This is a genomic window from Streptomyces sp. NPDC001663, from assembly GCF_042893105.1.
In the GTDB taxonomy this organism is placed as follows: Bacteria; Actinomycetota; Actinomycetes; order Streptomycetales; family Streptomycetaceae; genus Streptomyces.
In genome coordinates this window covers 166,536-184,757 of the sequence record NZ_JBIAUR010000020.1, presented here as the reverse complement: position 1 = coordinate 184,757, position 18,222 = coordinate 166,536, and the positions used below count along the sequence as shown (strand labels likewise).

The window sequence follows — 18,222 nt, the reverse complement described above, 5'->3', positions numbered from 1 at the left end:
GGTACGAACTTGCTTCTACCATCCCCCACTTGGCGAAATAGAGTGCACTCGGGGTCGACCACCGGGCCCTGTGGCGGCACTGAGTGCCGCCAATGCCGCCTCCATCACGATCCGGTTTCGGGATGTGGTTGAGGGGTTGATTAACCGCCGTGTAATCGATTCCAATCCTTGCGACGTATCGATGTAATCGATTCCAGAAGCTGCCACAAGGAGGTGGAGCGGCGATGGCGAGCATCAAGGACGTCGCTGCCGAGGCGGGGGTCTCCGTCGCCACGGTCTCGCGTGTCCTGAACGACCATCCGTCGGTCAGTGCCGACGCACGCGCACGCGTGCTGGCCGCCGTCGAGGCGCTGGGCTACCGCCCGAACGCCGTCGCCCGTTCCCTGCGGACCGACCAGACCCACACCCTCGGCCTGGTCATCAGCGACGTGATGAACCCCTACTTCACCGAACTGGCCCGCTCCGTCGAGGAGGAGGCCCGCGCGCTCGGCTACAGCGTCATCATCGGCAACGCCGACGAGCGGCCCGACCTGCAGGACCACCACGTACGGAACCTGCTGGACCGTCGTATCGACGGGCTGCTGGTCTCCCCCACGGACGGCGGCTCCCCGCTGATGCTGGACGCCGTGCGGGCCGGGACGCCCATGGTGTTCGTCGACCGGTGGATCCCGGGTGTCGACGTGCCGGTGGTGCGGGCGGACGGAGAGGCCGCCGTACGGGATCTCGTCGCGCATCTGCACGGGCTGGGGCACCGGCGGCTCGCGATCATCGCGGGGCCGGCGGCCACCACGACCGGGCGGGAGCGTGTCGAGACCTTCCGGGAGGCGCTCGCCGCGTACGGCCTCGAACTCCCCGACGCCTACATAGGACAGGGCGACTTCCAGGCCGAGAGCGGACGGCGGGTCACCGAGGGGTTCCTCGACCTGCCCGAGCCGCCCGAGGTCGTCTTCGCCGCCGACAACCTGATGGCGCTCGGCGCGCTGGACGCGGTACGCGCGCGTGGACTGCGCGTTCCGGACGACATCGCGCTGGCCGCGTTCGACGACATCCCGTGGTTCGTGCACACCGATCCGCCGATCACCGCGATCGCCCAGCCCACGGGCGAGCTGGGCCGGGCCGCCGTACGGGCCCTGGTCGACCGCATCGAGGGCCGGCCCCCCAAGTCCGTCACCCTCCCCGCCCGGCTCGTCGTACGCCGCTCGTGCGGTGAGAACCCCGAACAGAACAGGAGCCTGTCGTGAGCAACGCGGACGAGTTGCTGCGCATCGAGGGCATACGGAAGACCTTCCCCGGCGTGGTCGCGCTCGACGGCGTCGACTTCGACCTGCGCCGGGGCGAGGTCCATGTGCTGCTCGGTGAGAACGGCGCGGGCAAGAGCACCCTCATCAAGATGCTCTCCGGCGCCTACACCCCCGACGCCGGGCGGATCCTGGTGGGCGGCGAGGAGGTGCGCATCCATGGTGCGCAGGACTCCGAGCGCCTCGGGATCGCCACCATCTACCAGGAGTTCAACCTCGTACCCGACCTCACGGTCGCCGAGAACATCTTCCTGGGGCGGCAGCCGCGCCGCTTCGGGATGATCGACCGGAAGACGATGGAGGCCGACGCCGAGGTCCTGCTTAAGCGCGTCGGCGTCAACGTGTCGCCACGCGCGCGCGTGCGTGAACTCGGTATCGCGCGGCTGCAGATGGTCGAGATCGCCAAGGCGCTGAGCCTGAACGCGCGCGTGCTGATCATGGATGAGCCGACCGCCGTGCTCACCTCGGAGGAGGTGGAGAAGCTCTTCGCGATCGTGCGTTCGCTGCGCGAGGACGGCGTCGGGATCGTCTTCATCACGCATCACCTGGAGGAGATCGCCGCCCTGGGAGACCGGGTCACCGTGATCCGCGACGGCAAGAGCGTCGGACAGGTGCCCGCTTCCACGCCCGAGGACGAGCTCGTACGGCTCATGGTGGGGCGGTCGATCGAGCAGCAGTACCCGCGTGAACAGCCCGAGAAGGGCGCCGCGTTGCTCACCGTCGAGGGGCTGACCCGCGACGGTCTCTTCCACGACGTGAGCTTCGAGGTGCATGCCGGCGAGGTCGTCGGGATCGCGGGGCTGGTCGGTGCCGGGCGTACGGAGGTCGTGCGGGCCGTGTTCGGGGCCGATCCGTACGACAAGGGGGCCGTGAAGGTCTCCGGGGCGTCTCTGAAAGGGCACGACGTGGGCGCCGCGATGGCGGCCGGCATCGGGCTGATCCCCGAGGACCGCAAGGGTCAGGGTCTGGTCCTGGACGCGTCCGTCGAGGAGAACCTGGGTCTGGTGACGCTGCGTTCGGCCACGCGCGCGGGGGTCGTCGACCTCAAGGGACAGCGGGAGGCCGCCGCCCGGATCGCCGAGCAGCTCGGCGTGCGGATGGCCGGACTCGGCCAGCACGTACGGACGTTGTCCGGCGGCAACCAGCAGAAGGTCGTCATCGGCAAGTGGCTGCTCGCCGAGACCAAGGTGCTGATCCTCGACGAGCCGACGCGCGGAATCGACGTCGGCGCCAAGGTCGAGATCTACCAGCTGATCAACGAACTCACGGCCGCCGGGGCCGCCGTGCTGATGATCTCCAGCGATCTGCCCGAGGTGCTCGGGATGAGCGACCGGGTGCTGGTGATGGCCCAGGGCCGGATCGCGGGCGAACTCTCCGCCGACGAGGCCACCCAGGACGCCGTCATGTCCCTCGCCGTGAGCACCCCTACTACCGAACTGGAGGCCACCCGTGGCCGCTGACACGCTCAAGAGCACGACGGGCGCGAGTGGCGCCTCGGGGCTTCGCCGCCTCCTGCTCGACAACGGTGCGCTGACCGCGCTGATCGTCCTCGTCATCGCGATGTCGGCGCTGTCCGGCGACTTCATGACGACGGACAACCTCCTCAACGTCGGCGTCCAGGCGGCCGTGACCGCCATCCTCGCCTTCGGTGTGACCTTCGTGATCGTCTCGGCGGGCATCGACCTGTCGGTCGGCTCGGTGGCCGCCCTGTCGGCCACCGTCCTTGCCTGGAGCGCCACTTCGCAGGGCATGCCGGTCGTCCTGGCGGTCGTGCTCGCCATTGCGACCGGCATAGTGTGCGGCCTGGTCAACGGCTTCCTGATCTCGTACGGGAAACTGCCGCCGTTCATCGCCACGCTCGCCATGCTGTCGGTGGCCCGCGGTCTGTCCCTGGTGATCTCGCAGGGCTCCCCCATCGCCTTCCCCGGCTCGGTCTCGCATCTCGGCGACACCCTCGGCGGCTGGCTGCCGGTGCCGGTGCTCGTGATGGTCGGCATGGGTCTGATCACGGCGTTCGTGCTCGGCCGGACGTACATCGGCCGCTCGATGTACGCGATCGGCGGCAACGAGGAAGCGGCCCGGCTGTCGGGTCTGCGGGTGAAGAAGCAGAAGCTCGCGATCTACGCGTTCTCCGGCCTGTTCGCCGCCGCCGCGGGCATCGTGCTCGCCGCCCGGCTGTCCTCCGCGCAGCCGCAGGCCGCGCAGGGCTACGAACTCGACGCGATCGCCGCGGTCGTCATCGGCGGTGCCTCGCTCGCCGGTGGTACGGGCAAGGCCTCCGGCACACTGATCGGCGCGCTGATCCTGGCGGTGCTGCGCAACGGGCTCAACCTCCTGTCGGTGTCCGCCTTCTGGCAGCAGGTCGTCATCGGTGTCGTGATCGCGCTGGCGGTGCTCCTGGACACCGTCCGCCGCAAGGCCGGGGCAACTCCGGTGACCACCGGTAGCGGCGGCAACAAGGGCCGGCAGGCGGCGACGTACGTCCTCGCGGCCGTGGTCGCGGCGGCGCTCGTCGGCGCCATGTCCTTCCTGCACACGGGCACGTCCGCGGCCAAGAGCGAGAAGATCGGCCTGTCGCTGTCGACCCTCAACAACCCGTTCTTCGTGCAGATCCGCGCCGGTGCCCAGGCCGAGGCGAAGAAGCTGGGCGTGGACCTGACCGTCACCGACGCCCAGAACGACGCCTCCCAGCAGGCCAACCAGTTGCAGAACTTCACCAGCGAGGGTCTCGGCACGATCATCGTCAACCCGGTGGACTCCGACGCGGTGACTCCGGCGGCGAAGGCCGTGAACAAGTCCGGCATCCCGCTCGTCGCCGTCGACCGCGCGGTCAACAACGCCGACACGGCCGCGCTCGTCGCCTCCGACAACATCACCGGCGGCAGGCTCGCCGCCAAGGCGCTCGCCGAGAAGCTGGGCGGCACCGGCAGGATCGTGATCCTGCAGGGCCAGGCCGGGACCTCCGCCGCCCGTGAGCGCGGGGCTGGTTTCGCCGAGGGGCTGAAGGCCTACCCGGGTATCAAGGTCATCGCCCAGCAGCCCGCCGACTGGGACCGCACCAAGGGCCTGGACGTGATGACCAACCTGCTCCAGGCACACCCCGACGTGAACGGCGTCTTCGCCCAGAACGACGAGATGGCCCTCGGCGCGATCAAGGCGCTCGGCTCCAAGGCCGGCACGTCCGTGACGGTCCTCGGTTTCGACGGAACCGCCGACGGCCTGAAGGCCGTCGAGTCGGGCAAGCTGTACGCCTCGGTCGCCCAACAACCCAGCCTGCTGGGCAGGATCGCGGTGGACAACGCACTCAGGGCGATCCAGGGCAAGAAGGTCGAATCGGCGGTGAAGGTGCCGGTGAAGGTGATCACGAAGGACAACGTGGCCGGCTTCACGGGCTGAGGTACCAAGGAGGCGGCCGAGCGGCCCATCGGGCCCCGGCCGCCCCGATTCCTCCGTATCTTGTTCACATCGCGCTCACAAAGGGAGTCAATTGATGTACGACGGGGAGTCCTTCTGATGTTCGACTACGACCTACTGGTCGTGGGTTCGGCCAACGCCGACCTGGTCATCGGCGTCGAGCGGCGGCCGGGCGCCGGCGAGACCGTGCTCGGCTCCGATCTCGCCGTCCACCCGGGCGGCAAGGGCGCGAACCAGGCGGTCGCCGCCGCCCGCCTCGGGGCCGCTACGGCCCTGCTGGCCCGGGTCGGCGACGACGCGTACGGCAGGCTGCTGCTCGACTCGCAGCGGGCGGCCGGGGTCGACACGGTGGGTGTGCTGGTGGGCGGGGCGCCGACGGGCGTCGCGCTCATCACCGTCGACCCGTCCGGGGACAACAGCATCGTGGTGTCGCCGGGTGCGAACGGGAAGCTGGTGCCGGGGGACATCAAGGCCGCCGCATGCCTCTTCCAGGCCTCGCGCGTGGTCTCGACGCAGCTGGAGATCCCGCTGGAGACGGTCGTGGAGGTCGTACGCAGTCTGACCCCGGACAGCCGCTTCGTGCTGAACCCGTCGCCGCCGCGGCCGTTGCCGGCCGAGGTGCTGGCGGCCTGCGACCCGCTGATCGTCAACGAGCACGAGGCGAAGGTCGTGCTGGGCGACGCGTGCGTGTCCGACCGGCCGGAGGACTGGGCCCGGCTGCTGCTCGCCAAGGGCCCGCGCTCGGTCGTGGTCACCCTCGGGGCGGAGGGCGCGCTGGTGGCCTCCTCGGGCGGGGTCGCGCGGGTGCCTTCGGTGAAGGTGGACGCGGTGGACACGACGGGTGCGGGCGACGCGTTCACGGCGGCGCTGGCGTTCCGGCTGGGGAGCGGGGCATCTCTGGCCGAGGCCGCGGCGTATGCGGCCCGCGTCGGTGCGGCCGCCGTCACCAAGGAGGGCGCGCAGGTGTCCTTCCCGACCGCCGAGGAGGTCGACGCACTGTGAAGAAGGCGGGAATCCTGAACCGCCATCTCTCCGGCGCGCTGGCCGAGTTGGGCCACGGGGACGGGGTGCTGGTGTGCGACGCGGGCATGCCGATACCGGAGGGTCCGCGCGTGGTGGACCTGGCGTTCCGCGCCGGGGTGCCGTCCTTCGCGGAGGTGCTGGACGGGCTGCTGGCCGAGCTGGTGGTGGAGGGGGCGACTGCGGCGACGGAGGTCCGCGACGCCAATCCGCCGGCATCGACGCTGCTGGACGACCACTTCCCCAAGCTGGAGCTGGTCTCCCACGAGCGGCTGAAGGAGCTGTCGGCGGGGGCGCGGCTGGTGGTGCGGACGGGGGAGGCACGGCCGTACGCGAATGTGCTGCTGAGGTGCGGCGTCTTCTTCTAGACGCGGACGCTTCCGGACACGGACGCCTCTGGACGCGGGCACTTCCGGATGTGGCCACTTCGGACAAATTCGAGAGGGCCCGATCCGTCGACCGGGCCCCCTCGGGTTTTCCCCTCCAACATCAGAACCCCCGCGATCCCCCCAGATCCCCCTCCAAGAGTCCTGATGCCAAGTACGACCCGCGAGGTGGGGGAAGGGTTGCACGGGTTCTTCAGAATTTTTTCGCCCGCGGAGCACCACCGCGGCGATCTCGGTGAACAAGGCATATATCCGAGCCCTGATCGGCACAATGCAAGAGTGTCGGACTTCAGTGAACTCCAGCTCACCGACGGGACGTTGGTGCGATTCCAGCTCGCTCCCGGCGATGCCCCGGCGCCCTCGGGCGAGCCGGTCGCGGATCTGCCCGAAGGTATGGGGCACACCGTTCCGGTGTCCCGCGGCGGGCAGGCGGCCGCTTCCTTCGCCATGGACACGTTGCGCAGCACGCTGCGGCCCCTCGGGCCGTTCCTCCAGGAGGTGCACGACTCCGTGGTGACGTCGCAACGACCGCCGCAGGAGATCAACGTCACCTTCGGGGTGCAGGTGGGACACGATCTCAAGCTCGGCATCGTCGGGGGCAACGGCCAGGCGCATCTGACCGTGTCGGCCACCTGGCAGCCCGCACCCGCCGCGGACTGATGCATGGGGTGGTTTCTCAAGGCCGGACGGTCGGACTCGGCGGACCCGCGGCACACTGTGGTCTCCGTGCTGCAGGCCGCCGACGGCACCAGCGTGGGGGCCGGCGTGCTGCTGGCCCCGGACCAGTTGCTGACATGCGCCCACGTCGTGAACGACGCGCTGGGCAGGCAGCTGTTCGACCCTCGGCCTCCGGTCGACGACAAGGTGCGCATCGCCCTGCACGGCCCGGCCACCACCACCCGGTACGACACCCGGGTCGCCTACTGGGTGGCGCCGCGCCGCAGGGACGGGTCGGCCGGCGTGCGGGAACGGGAGGACCGCGAGTGGCTGGGCGACCTGGCCGTGCTGCGGCTGGAGACGATGCCCGGACGGGTCGTGGCACCTCCGCGCTGGCTGCCGATGGAGCCCGGCCAGTTCCTGCGCGCCTGGCACAGCACAGGAATGAGCAGCTCCTTCGCCGACGTACGGGTGAAGACCTGCGACGAGGTGATCGGATACGTCGACGGTGAGGCCACGGGGATGGCCATCGGACCCTCCTACAGCGGCGGTCCGCTGTGGTCGGTCGATGCCAACGCGGTGGTCGGCATCGTGGCCGCGGCTGTCATGCCGCCCGCCGACCCGGTCACCGGGCGGCCGCTGCCGCACCACTCTCAGAACGTCGCCCGCCGCAGCTGGAGCATCCCGTGGCAGCGCATCGAGGCCGAACTGCGGGCCGTGGGCGCGGGCGAGCTGTTCGAGACACCGGAGCCCGACCCGGACGATCCGGCACTGCCCCTCCTGATCGACCTTCTGGAACGGGGCTTCCCCTCTCCCTCGCTGCTGGGCGACAACGCACGCGCCGTCGCCGAGCTGTGCGGATACGGCCATCAGCGTGACGTGACCGCGCCCACCCCGGAGGAGTTCGCGGGCCTGCTCGTCACCGAACCGCGGGCGCTGCCGGTCCTGATCGGAGTGCTGCGCCGGCACGACCCGGCCGTCATCCCGGACCTCGTCGCGGCCGGACGGCTGTCCCGGGTGCCCAAACTGCTGTCGCCTCGTGAGCACCGCAGGCTGACCCGAATACTGGACGGCCTGCCCGAATCGCTGCGAGCCCGGTTGCCCGAGGTGGTGCGGGCGGCGCTGCCGCTGGCCGCCGCCTTTGCGGGCGGCGACACCGTGGCCGGTCTGCTCGACCATCTGGAGGACCTGCCCGGCGACAGCCGTACCGACGCGGACGGGTTGCGGGTGCCGGGGCTGCTGCGGGCGGTCGAGTACCTCGCCGCGCTGTGCCCGGACGGGCCCCAGGGCGAGCTGCGGCTGTGGGCCAACGCCGTCGTGGACCGGCTGGGCATTCCCGCTACCTCGCTCGCGGAACGCCGTACGGACGCCGAGGAGTGGGCGCGGGCACGGCGCGAACGGACCGCCTCGGCACGAGTGCTGGCGCAGCTGGAGCGGGTCGACGCGGACCACTACCGGCTGCGCCTGTGGTGCGACGAGGGCGCGGGACCGCGGCAGACGTCCACGGACGGCGCGACCGCGCGCACCGCCGAGCAGGTCGCGGGCGAACTGCTGCAGATCCTCCAGTCCCTGCAGCTGTCCGCCCCCGATCGCGTGCGCCCGGTGCTGGAGGTGCACGTCGAACGCGACGGACTGAACCTGCCCGTCGACGAGTGGCTCGGATCCAGCGCCGACGACCCCTGCGGTCTGCCCGGCGTGCTGGGCGCCGAGTATCCGGTGGTCGTCACCTGCCCGGAACTCCTGCACCGTCACGAGCGTTTCCATCCCGACTGGCGCCACCGCTGGAGACTTCTCGACACGGACCTGTCCCTGACGTTCGACCACCCCGCCCAGGGCAGGACCGAGGTCTACGGCGCCCTGTTGGGAGACAAGAACGCCGTCCGCGTCTCCGTGGACGTACCCCCGCGCTCGCGTGAAGTGATCGTGCAGACCTGTCTGATGATGGGGGTGCCCGTGGTGGTCTGGGACCGGGGGTGGCAGGAGCCTTCACACGCGGTGCAACGCCTGTCCCTCGTGCCCGTGCGTGAACTGCCGGAGGGCGTACGGGCCTATCGCGCCAAGAGCATGGGCCGTCCCGAGGAGTACTCCGGCCGACCTGTCGTGGCCTGGTCGGACGCGGACCGCGCAGTGCCCCGGCTGCATCTGGCGGAACCGTAGGAGAAGACATGAGCGGTGTGCGGGTACAGGCCGTGGGTACGTCTCGGAGGTGCGCATGACCACGCCGGAGAACGGCAGTTGGCGAATATTCCGCGGGGACGGTGTACCGCGGTCGGTGACCATGCCGGCCGCACCGCCCTGGCGCCGCTTCCGGACACCGGGCATGACGCCCGCGCCGTTGCCGTATCTGATCGCGCCGGAACACGCGGACATCGTCAACGCCGCGCTGCACCTGCGCCGGCCGCTGCTGGTGACGGGCCCCGCGGGCACCGGCAAGTCGTCGCTGGCGCGTGCCGTCGCCCATGAGCTCAGCCTCGGGGAGGTGCTGCGCTGGCCGGTCAACAGCCGTTCCAGCGTGCAGGAGGCGCTCTACCGGTACGACGCCATCGGCAGGCTCCGGGAGACCACCCTGAGCCGGGACCGGGGCGAGGACGAGCCGTCCATCGGCACATTCGTCCGGCTCGGACCGCTGGGCACTGCCCTCGCGCCGTACGACACACCGCGGGCCCTGCTGGTCGACGAGATGGACAAGGGCGACGTGGACCTGCCCAACGACCTGCTGACAGTGTTCGAGGAAGGAGTCTTCGAGATCGCCGAACTGGCGCGGCTGCCCGAGGAGATGGCGGACGTCGAGGTGCTCACCGCCGACCACCGGGACACGGTGACCGTGCACCGGGGGCAGGTGCAGTGCACGGAGTTCCCCGTGGTCGTCATCACCAGCAACGGCGAACGCGACTTCCCACCCGCCTTCCTGCGCCGCTGCATCCGCCTGGACCTGCCGATGCCCGACGAGGACCGGCTGCGCGCCATCGTCGCGGCCCACCTCGGCCCCGAGATCATCCCCGAGGTCGACGACCTCCTGCAGGCCTTCCTGCGCCGCCGCGCCCCCGGCGAACTCGCCACCGACCAACTCCTCAACGCCGTCTTCCTCCGCTCCGGCGGCATAGACCTCGACGCGGACGGCCTGCTGGACGCCGTACTGCACCAGCTGACGGGCACGGTGTGAGCGGTGCGGACGGGGGAGGACACGGACCCGGGTGATCCGCTCGGGACTGTGCTGAAGGTGCTCAAGGGCGCGCTGAACGGGGGTGATCTCGATCCCCACGAGGTGCTGGACATGTTGTGGCTGGCCAGTCGGCTGCCGGAGGGCGCGGACGACCTGCCGCTGCGGCGCCGCACCTTACGTCGTACGTCACCCGAGGCGCCGGCGACCGAACCGCGGCAACCGGTCGTGGACGACGAGGTGGAGACCGACGAGCCGAACGCCCGGTCCTCCGGCACCGACCTGCCCGGCCTGACCACCTCCGAACTGCACGCCGCCCCGCTGCCACCGCCCCTGCCCGACCTGCCGCAGCACCTGCCACCGGTGGACCCCGGGAAGCCCGCCCTCCCCCTGCTGGTCCCGGAGGAGAAGGCGCTGCGCGACGAGCTGGTGATCGGGCGCGCCCTGCGTCCCTTGAAGCGCAAGCGGCCCAGCCCCCGGCTGCGCGAGCTCGACGAGGCGGCCACGGCGGCCCAACTGGCAGAGACCCGGCTCCCCGACGTCGTCATGCGTCCCACCAGGGAACGCTGGCTGAACCTCGTCGTGGTCGTCGACGACGGCGTGTCCATGCTGCTGTGGCACCGGCTCACCAGCGAACTGCTGACCACCCTGCATCGGCTCGGCGCCTTCCGCTCGATCCAGGTCCGCGGGATCGAGACCCGCAGCACCGGGGCCCCGGTGCTGCGCGGCCACGCTTTCGACCCGCACAGCACCGCCCTGTCCCCCTCGACACTGCTCGATCCCTCCGGCCAGACCCTGATCCTGGTCGTCAGCGACGGCATGGGCGCCGGTTGGCGCACCGGCACCGTCCACGACGTCCTGCTGCAGTGGGCAGCCAGCGGCCCGGTGGCCGTACTGCACACCCTTCCGCCCGCCCTGTGGGACGGCTCCGGCATCCAGGCCGGCCACTGGCAGGCCACCACCCGCCATCCGGGCGGCGCCAACACCTCCTGGGTGATCACCGACCCCGTACTGCCCAGGGCCCTGGCCGCCTTCACCGGCGTGCCGGTACCGGTCCTCGAACCGACCGCCGCCTCGCTGCGCGCCTGGGCGGAGCTACTGACCTCGCCGGGCACGACAGTCGAACTCCCCCTGCTGGCCCGCCCCCGGCACCACGCGCTGGTCGCCCCACCCCGCCAGACGGGCAGCCTGCAGCACTTCCGAGACGCGGCGTCCCCGGAGGCGTACCGCCTCGCCGCGCACCTGGCCGCGGTGTCACCGGTCTCCGTTCCGGTGATGCGCCTGGTGCAGTCGGCAGTGCCCTGGGAGGCCCGCACCACGCACCTGGCTGAGGTCTTCCTCGGCGGACTCGTCCACCCTCACCCGGCTCCGGTGCCCGGCCCGCTGCCGGCCAAGCACCGCGTCTTCGACTTCACCGAGGAGTGCAAGACCGCGCTTCTGGATGCCGTGCCTAGCGGCGAACTGCTACGCACCAGCCGCCGTATCGGCCGCCGGCTGGAACAACTGGCCGGACGCTCCCCGGACTTCCCCGCCTGGCTCGCCCACCCGGAGGGCGCGGACACCCTCCCGGCCGCGTTCCCGTCCTTCACCGCCCTCGAACGGCGGCTGATGGCCCGGTTCGGTGTGAGCGTCCCCGGCCCGGCCGCCACCCCGCCGCGCCGGATCGTCCGGCCCCCGGTGTGGAACCCACTCGGCCCCCAGGACCCCACCCATCTCGGTCCGTACGCGCTGCGCGGCCGGCGCACCGGCGGCCGCACCCTCGTCTACCTCGGCCTGGACGAGCGGGGACAGGAGCTGGCGGTCCGCACGGTACGCCCCGAACTCCCCCCCTCCGCAGCGCAGTTGCTGGCCACTGAAGGGGAGGCACTGCGCCGGATGAACGGCCGCTATGCCCCCGCCCTGCTCGCCACCGGCCTGAACGACACGCCCCCGTGGATCGCCGTCCGGCTGTTCCCGTCGGCCGGCGGCTCGAACGCCCAGCCACCGCGCCTGAGCGACCTGCTCGCCTACTCGGGCCCCGAACAGGTCGGCGCCTTCGATCTGATCAGCAGCCTTCAACTGGGCTGGCACCTGGCCAGTGCGGTGAGCATCTGCCATCTGAACGGCCTGGTGCCCGCCGACCTGTCGCCGGACGCCGTGGTGGTCCTGGAGCGTACGGTGCTGCTCACCGGTCTCTCGGACTGCGCCATCGCCGGTGAGTTCCACGGCACAGGTGCCCCGCCCACCCGCGAGGACAACATCCGGGCGCTGGGCGACCTGCTCCGGCTGGTCAGCAGCCGCCCGCGCACACCGCTGCCCGGACTGCCGCAGGGCATGCACCTGTGGTCGGGCGACACCTGGCAGCCGCTGCGGGACCTCGTGCTCCGGTGTCTCGACCCGGATCCGGCGGCGCGGCCGGCCGCGACTGAGGTGGCGGACAGGCTGGGGCAGTACGTGGCCATCGCCCAGGCGATGCAGGGCGGGCGAACGTCGGCCACCGAGGATCCGGCCGTCGAACGCCGGGCGGCCGAGGGACCGCCTCTGTGGCCCAGTTCTGCTCCGCCCGCGCGCCGGGTGCGCGTGGGAGCGAGGCCTCCAGCCGGTCCTGGCATGGAGGTCGCAGTCTCCCGACGGCCCTCCTTCGGCCTGCTGAGCAGGCGTTCCCTCGCCCCCCAACTGGCCGCCGTCCAGCGCCCGCTCACCCACAGCAGGCGCATCACCGTGGTCGGCGCCCAACCGAACTCCGGCCGGGTCACCACCACCGTGGTGCTCGGCGCGTTCTTCGTGGCCCTGCGCGGGCACGCGACACTGGCCCTCGACGGGGCCCCGGCCACCGGCGACCTGCATGTCCACCTGCCGCCGAAGGCATCGGCATCACCGCGCATGCTCACGCGCTTGCCGTTGGACGCCCCCTACGAGGAGATCAGCCGTCACACGCACCATCTCTTTTCGGGCCTGGAGGTGCTCGCCCACCGCGCCCTGCTCGCCACTCCGAGCCCCGGCTACGCCGACGAATACCGGCATGTCATGGCGCTGGCGACCCGCCACTACCCCGTGGTGTTGACCGACTGGGCCGCGGCCCGTCTCGACGCATCGGCGGACGTGGTGCTGGAACAGACGGACCAGCTGATCGTGTGCTGCGCCACCCGCCACGAGGAGGGCCAGGCCGTGGAGGCGGTCCTCGACAACCTCCGGGGCCGGGGGTGGGGGCGTCTCGCCGACCAGGCCGTGGTCGCCGCGAGCCTCGGCGGCAACCAGTCCCCGGCCTCGGCAGTCCGCTTCAGCAGGCTCGAGCGGTACACCGACCTCGTCTTCATTCCCTACGACCCGCGCCTGGCCGACCACAGGACCGTCGACCTGCCCGAACTCCGACCCCGTACCGCCCGTGCGTTTCTGGACCTCGCGGCCCTCACCATGACCGACCTGGAGGACGACTGAGCCGCCGACGGCGCGGTCAGACCCGTACGGCATCCCCCTCTCGCACCCATCCGCCCCGCACCACCTGCGCATACACCCCCGCACACGGCTCCGCCGCGCGTCCGGGCAGCGCGGGAACCCGGTTGTGACGGGCGAGGACTCGGAGGGCGTCCGGGTCGCGGGGGAGGAACCCGTGGACGAGGGTGGGGACGGCGCAGCGGGGGGTCGAGGCGATCACTTGGAGGACGAGGTGGTCGCCGATGTGCAGTTCTTCGCCCAACCAGTGATGCTCCACGAAACCGGGCGGGTTGTCGCCCGTGTCGATGACGAGGTTGGGGCGGTAGCGCTGCGCCTCCGCCGTGCCCCGGGGACTCAGTTCGGCGATCCTCGCCAGCGTCGACGTCGTGATCAGGTGGACCGGCGCGAAGTCGAAGAACGTGCCGGGCGGGGACGCCGAGCCGAACCGGACGACGTCCGCGTCCACTTCGGCCTCCTGGCCCGCCGCCAGGACCTGCTCCGGACGGGAGCGGTCCAGCGTGCCGTCGGACGGAGGTACGTCGCTCAGGGTGACCGGGCGGCCGAGCAGCGCCGAGAGGGCGTCGTCGATGCCGGGGTCGGTGCTGTGGAGGAGTTCGCCGGCCGGTGTCGTGATGGCCGTGCCGGCCTCCGTCAGGGCTGCCGTGCAGGTCGGCAACGCCCGCCACAGGCGCGGGGTCTTGGCGCTGGCCACCTTGCCGGTCTCGCGGTCCAGCAGGGCGAAGCGACGGTCGCCGGTGAGTCCGCGGGCGGTGATCTCCGCGGTCTTCAGCCGCTCACCGAGCATCGACTTGACCGGGTGCCGGTACAGGGCGGCGACCGTGGCCCGTGTCATTTCGGCCCGGCTCCGGGAGTCGGCGACCCAGCCGACTCCACGGCCTCCGCCGCCACCCGGCGCAGTGCCCGATTCGTGGCCCAGCCGTCGAACGTCGACAGGTGGGCGACGGCGCGGGCCGTCCAGTCGGCGTCGCCGAGCCGGTGCACCTCGCCGTCGGCGACCAGCTGCGACATCACCGCCCGCAGGGTCAGGATGTCCTTCGTCCGGTACCAGCGGGGGTGACGGTCGAAGAACAGCAGGTGGTCCTCGTACGGATGGCGCAACGTCATGTGCAGATAGCCGCCACCGCGTCCCCTGAAGGGGCCGGGCATGCCGCCGAGAACGCCCATCTGGCTGTAGGTCTCGCTCCGGTTCGGGTAGCGGCCACCCAGGGTGATGCCGAAGCCCAGCATGATCCTGCCCCAGGGGATCACCTCCACCCCGGAGTCCCGCGCGATCGCGTGCAGGCCGTCCGGGCGGAACTCAACGCACGCGCGGCCCGGTCGCCCGCAGTCCCCCAACACCCAGCGGCCGTCGACGAGTTCCAGCGGCCCCAGCGAACTCTCCCCGTGATTCACGGCTCCAGTGGATCACGTGTTCCCCACGCGCGGACATGGATTCGCCCCGCACGAACAGTGCGCCGATGCGGGGCGAATCCCTCAGAGTGTCCCTGACCGCTTGACGGTCACGTGTGCTCCACGAAGCGTCGTGCCGTCTCCGCCAGCACCTCGCGGCCGTCCCGGGCCCACAGGCCGTCGTTGAACAGTTCGACCTCGATGGGGCCGGTGTAGCCGGCGGCCTCCACGTAGCCCTTCCACTCCCGCATGTCGATCGCGCCGTCGCCGATCTGCCCGCGGCCGTTGAGCACGCCCTCCGGCAACGGCGTGGTCCAGTCGGCGAGTTGGAAGGTGTGGATACGGCCGCCCGCGCCCGCCCGGGCGATCTGCGCGGGCGCGTTGTCGTCCCACCAGATGTGGTACGTGTCGACGGTGACCCCGACCTGGTGGGCCGGGAAGCGTTCCGCGAGGTCCAGGGCCTGGGTGAGCGTCGAGACCACGCAGCGGTCGGAGGCGTACATCGGGTGGAGCGGCTCGATGGCCAGGCGGACGCCGTGCTGCTCCGCGTACGGGCCCAACTCGCCCAGGGCGTCCGCGATCCGCTCGCGGGCGCCGTGCAGGTCCTTGGAGCCGACGGGCAGACCGCCGGAGACCAGGACCAGGGTGTCGGTGCCGAGCGTCGCCGCCTCGTCGATCGCGCGCCGGTTGTCGTCCAGGGCCTTGGCACGCTCCCCCGGGTCGATCGCCGTGAAGAAGCCGCCGCGGCACAGCGTCGTGACCGTCAGGCCCGCGTCGCGGATCAGCTTGGCGGTCGCGTCGAGGCCGTAGGACTGGACGGGCTCGCGCCAGAGGCCGACGTTGCCGATGCCCAACTCCCGGCAGGCGTCGACCAGTTCCGGCATCGACAACTGCTTCACCGTCATCTGGTTGATGGAGAAGCGGGAGAGATCTCCGAGAGCACTCACTGGGCCACCCCGTACAGCGACAACAGGTTCTTCATCCGCTCCTCCGCCAGCTTCGGGTCCGGGAACAGGCCCAGGCCGTCGGCGAGTTCGTAGGCGCGGGCGAAGTGCGGGAGGGAGCGGGCCGACTGGAGGCCGCCGACCATCGTGAAGTGCGACTGGTGGCCCGCGAGCCAGGCGAGGAAGACGACGCCCGTCTTGTAGAAGCGGGTCGGGGCCTGGAACAGGTGGCGGGACAACTCGACGGTGGGGTCGAGGAGTTCACGGAAGCCGGCCACGTTCCCCGTGTCCAGCACCCGTACCGCCTCAGCCGCCAGCGGGCCCAGCGGGTCGAAGATGCCGAGCAGGGCGTGGCTGAAGCCCTTCTCGTCACCGGCGATCAGCTCGGGGTAGTTGAAGTCGTCGCCCGTGTAGCAGCGGACGCCCTGCGGGAGCCGGCGGCGGATGTCGATCTCGCGCTGGGCGTCCAGGAGCGAGACCTTGATGCCCTCCACCTTGTCGGGGTGGGCTGCGATGACGTCCAGGAAGGTGTCGGTGGCCGCGTCGAGGTCGGACGACCCCCAGTAGCCCTCCAGCGCCGGGTCGAACATCGGGCCGAGCCAGTGCAGGACCACCGGCTCGGACGCCTGGCGGAGGAGGTGGCCGTAGACCTCCAGGTAGTCCTCGGGGCCGGAAGCGGCTGCCGCGAGGGCTCGGGAGGCCATCAGGATCGCCTGCGCACCGGACTCCTCCACGAGGGCGAGCTGCTCCTCGTAGGCCGCCCGGACCTCCACGAGAGACCCGGCGGTGATCTGGTCGGTGCCGACCCCGCAGGCGATACGGCCGCCGACCGACTTGGCCTCGGCGGCGCTGCGGCGGATCAGCTCGGCCGCGCCCGCCCAGTCCAGGCCCATGCCGCGCTGGGCGGTGTCCATGGCCTCCGCGACACCGAGTCCGTGGGACCACAGGTGGCGGCGGAAGGCGAGGGTGGCGTCCCAGTCGACGGCGGCGGGCGCGTCGGGCGACACGTCCGCGTACGGATCGGCCACGACGTGCGCCGCCGAGAAGACCGTACGAGAGGTGAAGGGCGCGCCGGGAGTCAGGGCAAGAGGCTCGGGGCGGGGGTCGTACGCCCTCAGTCCGCCCTTGAAGTCCGGGAGTTGGATGGTCACAGCGCGATCTCCGGTACGTCGATGCGGACGCCCTCCGCCGAGGACTTCAGGCCCAGCTCGGCGAGCTGGACGCCGCGGGCGCCGGCGAGGAGGTCCCAGTGGTAGGGGGCGTCGGCGTAGACGTGCTTGAGGAAGAGCTCCCACTGGGCCTTGAAGCCGTTGTCGAACTCGTCGTTGTCCGGGACCTCCTGCCACTGGTCGCGGAAGGAGTAGGTGGCCGGGATGTCGGGGTTCCAGACCGGCTTGGGGGTCAGGGAGCGGTGCTGGACTCGGCAGTTGCGCAGACCGGCGACGGCCGATCCCTCGGTGCCGTCGACCTGGAACTCCACCAGCTCGTCGCGGTTGACGCGGACGGTCCAGCTGGAGTTGATCTGGGCGATCGCGCCGCCGTCGAGCTCGAAGATGCCGTAGGCGGCGTCGTCGGCGGTGGCGTCGTAGGGCTTGTCGTTCTCGTCCCAGCGCTGCGGGATGTGGGTGGTGGCGATGGCCTGGACGGACTTCACGCGGCCGAACAGCTCGTGCAGGACGTACTCCCAGTGCGGGAACATGTCGACGACGATGCCGCCGCCGTCCTCCGAGCGGTAGTTCCAGGAGGGGCGCTGGGCGGTCTGCCAGTCGCCCTCGAAGACCCAGTAGCCGAACTCGCCGCGGATCGAGAGGATGCGGCCGAAGAAGCCGCCGTCGATGAGGCGCTTGAGCTTGAGCAGGCCCGGGAGGAAGAGCTTGTCCTGGACCACGCCGTGCTTGATGCCGGCGTCGTTCGCCAGGCGGGCGAGCTCCAGGGCGCCTTCCAGGCCGGTGGCGGTCGGCTTCTCGGTGTAGATGTGCTTGCCCGCCGCGATCGCCTTCTTGATCGCCTCCTCGCGGGCCGAGGTCACCTGGGCGTCGAAGTAGATCTCGACGGTCGGGTCGGCGAGGACCGCGTCGACGTCGGTCGAGATGTTCTCCGGGTCCAGACCGTGCTGCTCGGCGAGCGCGCGCAGGGCGTGCTCGCGGCGGCCGACCAGGATCGGCTCCGGCCACAACACGGTGCCGTCACCGAGGTCGAGGCCGCCCTGTTCGCGGATGGCGAGGATGGAGCGGACCAGGTGCTGGCGGTAGCCCATGCGTCCGGTCACGCCGTTCATGGCGATACGCACCGTCTTGCGTGTCACGTCATTCCCTTCGCTGGCGTCGTACACAGCGTCGTACGCGGGTGGTGTGCGCCGCGTCGGCCCTACCTCATGAGCGTCACAGCAAGCGCTTTCTATACAAGGAGAAGCTAGCCTCTGACCAGTGGTCCGGACAAGACCGTGACCGCTTCGAGTTGTTCGAGGGGACGAACAGCAGGGGGTTGTGGCCGTAAGGTCTGCTCGATGTCTGCTCAGC

14 protein-coding genes are annotated in these 18,222 nt (G+C 71.0%); 9 read left to right on the top strand and 5 right to left on the bottom strand.

Annotation, left to right across the window (positions count from 1 at the left end):
- Positions 1 to 224: 224 nt before the first annotated feature.
- The 9 genes from ACFY1L_RS46085 (at position 225) to ACFY1L_RS46045 (ending at position 13,352) form a co-directional block, all read left to right on the top strand.
- Positions 225 to 1,241 carry a LacI family DNA-binding transcriptional regulator gene (locus ACFY1L_RS46085; RefSeq protein ID WP_388839531.1) on the top strand — a complete coding sequence of 339 codons (1,017 nt, stop codon included), beginning with the start codon at positions 225 to 227 and terminating at the stop codon, positions 1,239 to 1,241.
- Positions 1,238 to 2,758, top strand: coding sequence for a sugar ABC transporter ATP-binding protein (locus ACFY1L_RS46080; RefSeq protein WP_388839528.1), 1,521 nt, complete (start codon positions 1,238 to 1,240; stop codon positions 2,756 to 2,758). The genes ACFY1L_RS46085 and ACFY1L_RS46080 overlap by 4 nt, the downstream gene beginning before the upstream one ends.
- Positions 2,748 to 4,694 carry a substrate-binding domain-containing protein gene (locus ACFY1L_RS46075; protein WP_388839525.1) on the top strand — a complete coding sequence of 649 codons (1,947 nt, stop codon included), beginning with the start codon at positions 2,748 to 2,750 and terminating at the stop codon, positions 4,692 to 4,694. Before ACFY1L_RS46080 ends, ACFY1L_RS46075 begins: the two co-directional genes overlap by 11 nt.
- Positions 4,695 to 4,811: 117 nt before the next feature.
- On the top strand, positions 4,812 to 5,714 hold the full coding sequence (locus ACFY1L_RS46070; protein WP_388839522.1) for a ribokinase: 903 nt from the start codon (positions 4,812 to 4,814) through the stop codon (positions 5,712 to 5,714).
- Positions 5,711 to 6,100, top strand: a complete 390-nt coding sequence (rbsD, locus tag ACFY1L_RS46065) for a D-ribose pyranase (protein WP_388839519.1) — start codon at positions 5,711 to 5,713, stop codon at positions 6,098 to 6,100. Before ACFY1L_RS46070 ends, rbsD begins: the two co-directional genes overlap by 4 nt.
- Positions 6,101 to 6,397: 297 nt before the next feature.
- Positions 6,398 to 6,778, top strand: a complete 381-nt coding sequence (locus ACFY1L_RS46060; protein WP_388839516.1) for a CU044_2847 family protein — start codon at positions 6,398 to 6,400, stop codon at positions 6,776 to 6,778.
- Between the two features lie 3 nt (positions 6,779 to 6,781).
- Complete coding sequence (locus ACFY1L_RS46055) at positions 6,782 to 8,932, top strand: trypsin-like peptidase domain-containing protein (RefSeq protein WP_388839513.1); 2,151 nt, start codon at positions 6,782 to 6,784, stop codon at positions 8,930 to 8,932.
- Positions 8,933 to 8,987: 55 nt separating this feature from the next.
- Entirely contained in the window at positions 8,988 to 9,938 is a 951-nt protein-coding gene (locus ACFY1L_RS46050) for an AAA family ATPase (RefSeq protein WP_388839510.1), read from the top strand.
- 3 nt (positions 9,939 to 9,941) lie between these two features.
- Positions 9,942 to 13,352, top strand: a complete 3,411-nt coding sequence (locus tag ACFY1L_RS46045; protein ID WP_388839507.1) for an SAV_2336 N-terminal domain-related protein — start codon at positions 9,942 to 9,944, stop codon at positions 13,350 to 13,352.
- 16 nt (positions 13,353 to 13,368) lie between these two features.
- Here ACFY1L_RS46045 and ACFY1L_RS46040 read toward each other — a convergent pair whose 3' ends face one another.
- The 5 genes from ACFY1L_RS46040 to ACFY1L_RS46020 all read right to left on the bottom strand — a co-directional run bounded on the left by ACFY1L_RS46040 (position 13,369) and on the right by ACFY1L_RS46020 (position 18,008).
- Positions 13,369 to 14,202, bottom strand: a complete 834-nt coding sequence (locus ACFY1L_RS46040; protein ID WP_388839504.1) for an MOSC domain-containing protein — start codon at positions 14,200 to 14,202, stop codon at positions 13,369 to 13,371.
- Positions 14,199 to 14,762, bottom strand: coding sequence for a hypothetical protein (locus tag ACFY1L_RS46035; RefSeq protein WP_388839501.1), 564 nt, complete (start codon positions 14,760 to 14,762; stop codon positions 14,199 to 14,201). The genes ACFY1L_RS46040 and ACFY1L_RS46035 overlap by 4 nt, the downstream gene beginning before the upstream one ends.
- Positions 14,763 to 14,869: 107 nt before the next feature.
- Positions 14,870 to 15,664 (bottom strand): sugar phosphate isomerase/epimerase family protein, encoded by a 795-nt coding sequence (locus tag ACFY1L_RS46030; RefSeq protein WP_388839581.1) that lies wholly within the window; start codon positions 15,662 to 15,664, stop codon positions 14,870 to 14,872.
- Between the two features lie 38 nt (positions 15,665 to 15,702).
- A complete protein-coding gene (locus tag ACFY1L_RS46025; RefSeq protein WP_388839499.1) occupies positions 15,703 to 16,854 on the bottom strand; it encodes a dihydrodipicolinate synthase family protein in 1,152 nt (383 codons plus the stop codon).
- Positions 16,851 to 18,008, bottom strand: a complete 1,158-nt coding sequence (locus ACFY1L_RS46020; protein ID WP_388839496.1) for a Gfo/Idh/MocA family protein — start codon at positions 18,006 to 18,008, stop codon at positions 16,851 to 16,853. The genes ACFY1L_RS46025 and ACFY1L_RS46020 overlap by 4 nt, the downstream gene beginning before the upstream one ends.
- Positions 18,009 to 18,222: the final 214 nt, after the last annotated feature.